Below are 6,933 nucleotides of genomic sequence, written 5' to 3'. Positions count from 1 at the left end.
TATTTTTAGCTAATATATTATTTTGTAATATAGGCATATTAATAATAATATGTCAGTATTTTTATCAAATTATACCAATAAAAGGTGATCCTACTGATAGATATTATAAATACAATGCTATAAGATATAATTTAAAATATTATTATGATTCTTATATGGATAAAAATATAAGAATTTTTGGTTTAAATTATCAAATACCCTCAATGATTAATTTTTATATACAGCCTGAAAAAGAATCTGTATGTTTTAATTGGGGTACATATCATCCTACTGTATTTGATTTTTGGTATAATGATAAAGATTTTTTAGGAAGCGATTTGTATCATATAACTACATCATCTGATACGAATTTTATTTCTCAATATTTTGATAATGTTGAATATATTACAAACTTTCAATCATACAGAAAAAAAATAAATGGGGAGATTATATATTTAGATAATTTTTATTTATTTTTATGCAAGAATTATCAGGGTAAAGGTATAGACTATATTTATAAAAGTGAAAAAATAGAATTTTAATATTTTATATCTGCTCATTATATTATTTTCTAATAAAATAAGCAGATTTTTTATTTTATTAGAAATCTGTACAGAAACCTTTATATTTTTCTATATATGCTATTGGATTATATGACATTTTTGCTTTTCTCAATCCTAAATCTCCTACATCTTGCTCTCTATTAACAAATTTGAATCTTTCTGCATTATCTAAATTTTCTAAGAACATTTTATTTATTGCTTGATATGCCCCTTTATAATTTCTATCTCCTCTCTCTGAATGAACTATTATAGTATCTCTCATACTCAAATCAGCTATTGTATATGCTACTATTTTTTTATCGATATATATAGCACCACCTATTATATTATTTATTATATCCCAATTATTCAAAAGTGTTTTTATCATAATAGTATCAGCTTCTGCCCTTATTTCATGAGTAAGCAATTTATTACTGTCAAAAGCTTCGCATTCTTCTTCATTGTTATCATTATTCTTTTTTTCAGCTTCTTCCCATTCAGTTTCAAAATCTAATATATCCTGAATTATATTTTTATCTATTTGTTTATACTCGAAATCATTTTTTATAAACTGATTATATAAATTTTTTTTATTATGAAATTTTTTACCAGGTAAAGTGAGAAGTTCATTAAAATCATATAAATATTCCCATTCATCTCTAGCTTCTTTTATCTTTATTTTTGTTGTTTTCTCCCAAAATAAAGCAAGCTCCTTTGGTATTCTTATTATAGATTCACCCGATATTTCGCATGGAGTAAAATCATCGCAAAATTTTGTATCAAACCAATCTCCTACAGGTGCCCAATATATAGTATATGGTGATTTTTGTCTTATCCAAACTAATTTTTCAGTGAATGCCCATTCAAGCATATATATATCTTTTAATCCCAATAAATTCATAAATGTATAATCAGCGGATTGTTCTGGTGTTATAGAAAAATATTTATGATATAGTTCTTGTTTATCTAATGAAATAGGCTCAAAATCAAGCATATATTTATCCTTAAAATTATTATATATAAAAATAAATTATCATTTCTTTTTATTAATGCCGTTTCTTATCTTTCTAAAAAAATCATTTTTACCATTTTCATCTATAAGCACATATTTCAGCATAAATCTTAAATACGGATGATATACATACATAGTTTCTTTTATTTTCATTTTAGTTCTGTCATTTTCAGCATCTTCCAATATATATGTCCATAAAGCTGTAAATTCGTTTTCTGTTTTTACTATGGAAATTTCACTATTTTCTATTCTTCTAACCTCTATTAATTCCTGATATGTTTTTCTATTTGAATATGTCTGCATTATTTTTAATTTATTATTATCTAATTTTTCTAAATGAACTACTGATATATATTTTAACCATGCTGGATAATTTTCATAATCTATAAGTAAATTATATAATTCATTTCTTTTAATATTAAAAATTTGAGTTTTTTCTTTGGAAAATGAAGGAGGTATTCTTTTTCCTATAAATGTAGGAAGGAATATCATTATCCCCATAAGAAACAAAGGTAATATTATAAATATAGGTACTAAATATATAAGCATTATTTTCCCCTTTTGTTTATAGTATAAAATTTTGAATTATAATATTTATCAAAGAAATTCTGCAGTATTATTAGTATTATACCGCAAAAAGGAACAGCAAATAGAACACCTAAAAATCCAAATAATACTCCGCCTATGATTGTACTAAACATTACAGCAATAGGGTGAATTTTTACAGACTTTCCTAATATTTTAGGCGCCATTAAACCTGAATCTAATATCTGTATAAAACCATATATAGCACACATTTTTAAAGCTCCATGCCACCATATATTTTCTGTTATTATTCCAGTAAATAATGCTATAAGGAATGCAATAAAAGGTCCTATAAATGGAATATAGTTTAAAAGTCCTCTTAACAGAGCTAATATAAATGCATATTTTGTATTTGTAAAATAGAGTAAAATATAACTTATTATAAAAAACGAAGCAGCAAGTATAGTCATACCCCTTATATAACTATTTATAATATAATTTGATTTTTTTATCATACTGCTTAAAGATGTTTGCCATCTTATAGGTACTAACTTTATCATCTTTATTTGTATATTTTGAAAATCAAGCATCAAATAGAAAGTTACAAAAGGAAGTATTACAAAATATGAGAATATTATACTGAATATCATTGTAATACTATTAATATTTTGAAATCTAAAATCTATTATCTTTCTATACATCACAGTAATTATACCAGCATTTCCAAATAAAAAATCATTTATCACTTTTGCGTCTATTTCTAAATTCATATCAAAACTTTTACCTATTGTTCTATTTAATTTTTCAGATAATGATATTAAAAGCCCTGATATTGAATTATATATTTTATCTACATATTGCGGTAATGTTCTCAATATAATTTCGATTTGTTCTATTGTTCTAGGCAGAATAAAGATAAAAAATATTATAGCAGCAGTAAGTAAAGGTATGAATATTAGTAATACAGCAGCTATTCTAGGTATTTTATTTTGCATTTTAGTTATTAATGGATCAAATAGATACGCTATGAATATACCCCAAATAAATGGTGCTACTAAATATCCAGCTTCTTTAATTATCCATAAAGTAAATAGTGATAATATTAAGACTATTAAAATTTTAGACCATACATATTTCCAAAATGGTACTAAAGCTGATATTAAAATAAGAAATAATATTATTGGATTTATTATATCTCTAATTAAAATAGAAAAATAAAAAAATGCACTAATTAGTATTACAATTAATAGTATTTCTCCGCCAATAACAAAAATTTTATTATGTGTTAGAGATTTATTATTATATTTAGAAAAAAAATTATTCTTATTGTCCATATAAAATATTTTTATTAAAATTAATTGTTCTATATTATAACAAAAATAGTTTTTTTACAATATCATATAACTTTTATTTGAAAAAAATATAAAAAAAGTACTTGCTATTTTTTTTAATTATGCTATAATACTATCCATATTCGAGATGAATGATTTAAGGGCCTGTAGCTCAAATGGCTAGAGCGTTCGACTGATAATCGAAAGGTCGGTGGTTCAATTCCTCCCAGGCCCACACGCTCGGCTCTTATTAAATATATATTTGGGGGTTTAGCTCAGTTTGGGAGAGCGACTGCCTTGCACGCAGTAGGTCGTGGGTTCGATCCCCATAACCTCCACATTTTTATTAAACTATTCTTAAATGATTATTTGAGAATAGTTTTTTTATTTTCTAAAATTTTATTAATTAAAATTATTTTTTCTCCGTTAAATAAATTGGAGGATTTACTATGAGAAAGAAAAATATTATACTTATACCATTAATCATATTATCATTAATATTAATACCAAATAATAAACTCTATCCTCTAAATCAAGATGAAGAAACTTTTTTAGATGCGGCTATTTTTGGAGATGAAGATGTTATAGAAAAAATTATTGCCAAAAATATAAATGTTAATATACAAGATGATGTAGGAAATACTGCTCTTATATTAGCTTGTATGGAAGGGCATGTTAAAGTAGTTGAACTTCTTGTAAAAGCAAATGCAGATAAAACTATAGTAAATAAATATGGAAATGATGCATTATTCTATGCTAAAAGAAAAAATTATAATAATATTATTAAATTGCTTGAATAATATTATTATAATTAGGATTCGACATAAGCTATTCCAAGTAAAATCATTCCTTTATCTAAATATTTCAAAGCAGTTTCTTCAAAATTATGATCTTTTGATTTTATTATTTCAACTGTATCTTTTTCATAACTAATACACATATATTAATTTTATGTTCATCTTTAGAAAAGCCTTTTATTAAGCATTCTATTAATTTTATATTTTACTATATCTTTTATCATAAAATACTCGTAAAATTTTTATATAAATATAATACTAAATCATATTAAAAAAATCAAAATATTTTTATTACAACAATAACAATTATTACCTAGCACTTTTATTCTTATTATATTTTTTATTCAATACTCTTGAAAAACAATCCAATCCATAATCAGCAAAATCCTGCTTATCTTTCATGTAGTACGCAAGTCCTGCAACCATAGCAGCATTATCTGTTGTATATTTAAGGGATGGAAGATAACATTCAAAATCTTTGGAATTTCCGAATCTCTCTCTCAAATAACTATTGCAAGCTACACCTCCAGATAATGTAACTCTTTTAATTCCGCTTTTTTCACAATATTTTAATGTTTTAATGTATAAAGGCTCTATGGCACTTATTTGAAAGGCTGCAGCTATATTTTCATTAGTTGCTTCATATCCTTCTTTAAGATATTTTTTTGTAGAATAAACGCATGCAGTTTTTAGTCCACTGTATGAAAAATTGAATTCATCTACACCATTTAATAATACAATAGGATATTTTATAGCATCACTATTTCCTTCTTTTGCCAATCTGTCTATTATTGGACCTCCAGGATATCCAAGATTCAAAAATTTTGCAACTTTATCATAAGCCTCGCCAACAGCATCATCTAATGTAGTACCAATTACTTTATACTCTCCGTAATCATGAACTTCTGTTATTATGGTATGCCCTCCTGATACAACTAATGCTATATAAGGAAATTCTATATTATTTGTAAGATGAGGAGAATAAATATGTGATGCTATATGATCCAATGCAAGCAATGGTTTATTCAAAGAAAATGCCAAAGCCTTTGCACTTCCTACCCCTACAAGTAAAGATCCTAAAAGTCCAGGTCTGTTTGTAACGGCAATTAAATCTATATCATCAAAAGTAGTATTTGCATCTTTCAATGTTTTATCTATTACATATAATATAGCCTCTAAATGTTTTCTTGCTGCAATTTCAGGTACTACTCCTTGAAATTCTTTATGAGCATCTATTGATGAACTTAATACTGATGATAAAACATTATTTCCATTTTCAACTATGGAAGCTGAAGTATCATCACATGAAGTATCTATACCTAATATTTTCATATTATCTCCAATATATAATTTATTCTATTTTATATTTTTTATATTAAAATTATTAAGAAAATGTTTTTATAATATATATTTTTTTGTACTATTTGTAAATAGTTTATTTTTAATAATAGCGATAATAACATATATTAACTTGGTGCTATACTTAATACAAATCTTCTTGAAGTCTGCTATATTATACAATTATTAATATTTTTTATTTTTGATAATTTATTTTTATTAACTTCAAATCTGCTGATATCATAAATAAACATGGTAAAAGTATCAATGTTAATAAAGCAGCAAATAAAAGTCCGTAAGCCATAGCCATAACCATAGGTACTATTAAATCAGCACGTCCTCCTATACCATAAACTGTAGGAAGAAGTCCAAATATTGTAGTTACTGTTGTTAAAAATATTGCTCTGAATCTATCACCTGCACCTTCAACTACAGCATTAAGTACATCTTCTTTTGAATGTATATTTCCATGCTCAATTATTCTATTTATTAACTCAACCATTATAATACCATTATTTACAACTACACCAGCAAGTCCTACTATACCTACAGCTCCTACAAATGACATAGGCATTCTATGAGCAGCAAATCCAAGTATAACTCCTATTATTCCGAAAGGTATTATACCAAGTATCATGAAAGGCTGAACAAATTTATTGAACTGAAGAAGTAGTATTATATATATTGCAATTATTGCTATAATATATCCCCAAGCAATTCCCACAATAGCACCTCTAGTCTCCTTTACCTCACCTGCAAATTCAACACTTACATTAGGATACTCTTTCGATATAGAATAAAAATAATCCTGCATTTCTGAAGTTACTCTTATAGCAGTATTTTCACTCTGTTCTATATCAGCAGTTATAGTTATTGATTTTTTTCCATTATAGTGTTTTATACTTGACTGATTATTTGTGATATATATATCTGCTATATCCTTTAATTGTATAAGTCTGTTATATGTATTTGGTATAAGAAGATTATTTAGTACATTTGTATCATAAGTATATTGTTTATCTAAACGAACTCTAAAATCCAATTTATTATCGAATTGCTGTATTGAAGTAGCAACAACTCCTGCATATGCCGCTCTTAATTCTCTTGCTGCATAAGCAACATTAACGCCAACTTCTCCCATTCTATCATAATCAAATATAACTCTCAATTCTTCCTGTCCCATTTTATCATCATCATCATAATTGATTATACCTGGCAAAGTTAAAAGATGTTCTTTCATTTTGTTTTTTACTTCTTTAACCATAGCAGTATCATTTCCTATTATTTTGATATCTACTGCCTTACCTGGATTTATTGGAAGTTTAGTATTAACTGTTATTAATGCTAATTCATCTTTTATACCGCTTTTTTCTATTGCAAGATTTAAATCATCAACTATATCATAAGCT

The 6,933-nt window shown here is 25.6% G+C and carries 7 protein-coding genes, 2 tRNA genes and 1 pseudogene; 4 read left to right on the top strand and 6 right to left on the bottom strand.

All coding sequences use genetic code 11. The annotated features are described in order from the left end of the window. A pseudogene (locus tag Q1J76_RS00545) lies at positions 1-521 on the top strand (glycosyltransferase family 39 protein); the annotation flags it as partial. A gap of 58 nt (positions 522-579) precedes the next feature. On the opposite strand, the gene Q1J76_RS00540 reads toward Q1J76_RS00545, so the two are convergent. From Q1J76_RS00540 to Q1J76_RS00530, 3 genes are read right to left on the bottom strand one after another with little or no spacing between them, the layout of a single operon-like run. Continuing rightward, on the bottom strand, positions 580-1,515 hold the full coding sequence (locus Q1J76_RS00540) for a DUF2156 domain-containing protein (RefSeq protein ID WP_300365268.1): 936 nt from the start codon (positions 1,513-1,515) through the stop codon (positions 580-582). Between the two features lie 39 nt (positions 1,516-1,554). Then, positions 1,555-2,082, bottom strand: coding sequence for an SRPBCC family protein (locus Q1J76_RS00535; RefSeq protein WP_300365266.1), 528 nt, complete (start codon positions 2,080-2,082; stop codon positions 1,555-1,557). Next, positions 2,082-3,392, bottom strand: a complete 1,311-nt coding sequence (locus Q1J76_RS00530; protein ID WP_300365263.1) for an AI-2E family transporter — start codon at positions 3,390-3,392, stop codon at positions 2,082-2,084. Before Q1J76_RS00530 ends, Q1J76_RS00535 begins: the two co-directional genes overlap by 1 nt. 158 nt (positions 3,393-3,550) lie before the next feature. On the opposite strand from Q1J76_RS00530, the gene Q1J76_RS00525 reads away from it, so the two are divergent. The 3 genes from Q1J76_RS00525 to Q1J76_RS00515 all read left to right on the top strand — a co-directional run bounded on the left by Q1J76_RS00525 (position 3,551) and on the right by Q1J76_RS00515 (position 4,189). Next, positions 3,551-3,624, top strand: a tRNA-Ile gene (locus Q1J76_RS00525). A gap of 29 nt (positions 3,625-3,653) precedes the next feature. Further along, a tRNA-Ala gene (locus tag Q1J76_RS00520) sits at positions 3,654-3,727 on the top strand. 111 nt (positions 3,728-3,838) lie between these two features. Then, positions 3,839-4,189 carry an ankyrin repeat domain-containing protein gene (locus Q1J76_RS00515; protein ID WP_300365260.1) on the top strand — a complete coding sequence of 117 codons (351 nt, stop codon included), beginning with the start codon at positions 3,839-3,841 and terminating at the stop codon, positions 4,187-4,189. 11 nt (positions 4,190-4,200) lie between these two features. Here the strand turns inward: Q1J76_RS00515 and Q1J76_RS00510 are convergent, their stop codons facing one another. From Q1J76_RS00510 to Q1J76_RS00500, 3 genes are all read right to left on the bottom strand, one after another. Then, the gene (locus Q1J76_RS00510) at positions 4,201-4,329 is read right to left on the bottom strand and encodes a hypothetical protein (RefSeq protein WP_300365257.1); all 129 of its coding nucleotides are present in this window, start codon (positions 4,327-4,329) and stop codon (positions 4,201-4,203) included. Between the two features lie 166 nt (positions 4,330-4,495). Then, positions 4,496-5,518 carry a tRNA (adenosine(37)-N6)-threonylcarbamoyltransferase complex transferase subunit TsaD gene (tsaD, locus tag Q1J76_RS00505; RefSeq protein ID WP_300365254.1) on the bottom strand — a complete coding sequence of 341 codons (1,023 nt, stop codon included), beginning with the start codon at positions 5,516-5,518 and terminating at the stop codon, positions 4,496-4,498. A 202-nt stretch (positions 5,519-5,720) separates the two neighbouring features. Then, a partial coding sequence (locus tag Q1J76_RS00500; RefSeq protein WP_300365251.1) for an efflux RND transporter permease subunit occupies positions 5,721-6,933 on the bottom strand: 1,213 nt, incomplete at its 5' end.

The sequence above is a fragment of the Brachyspira sp. genome, assembly GCF_029258575.1.
Lineage (GTDB): Bacteria > Spirochaetota > Brachyspiria > Brachyspirales > Brachyspiraceae > Brachyspira.
Note: the sequence above shows the minus strand (reverse complement) of the source record. Positions and strands in the feature narration are given on the sequence as shown.

Excerpts from the sequence above, each read along its gene's own strand:
- Q1J76_RS00510 (WP_300365257.1), bottom strand. The coding sequence starts at position 4,329 with ATGTGTATTAGTTATGAAAAAGATACAGTTGAAATAATAAAATCAAAA.
- Q1J76_RS00530 (WP_300365263.1), bottom strand. The coding sequence starts at position 3,392 with ATGGACAATAAGAATAATTTTTTTTCTAAATATAATAATAAATCTCTA.
- tsaD (WP_300365254.1), bottom strand. The coding sequence starts at position 5,518 with ATGAAAATATTAGGTATAGATACTTCATGTGATGATACTTCAGCTTCC.
- Q1J76_RS00540 (WP_300365268.1), bottom strand. The coding sequence starts at position 1,515 with ATGCTTGATTTTGAGCCTATTTCATTAGATAAACAAGAACTATATCAT.
- Q1J76_RS00535 (WP_300365266.1), bottom strand. The coding sequence starts at position 2,082 with ATGCTTATATATTTAGTACCTATATTTATAATATTACCTTTGTTTCTT.
- Q1J76_RS00515 (WP_300365260.1), top strand. The coding sequence starts at position 3,839 with ATGAGAAAGAAAAATATTATACTTATACCATTAATCATATTATCATTA.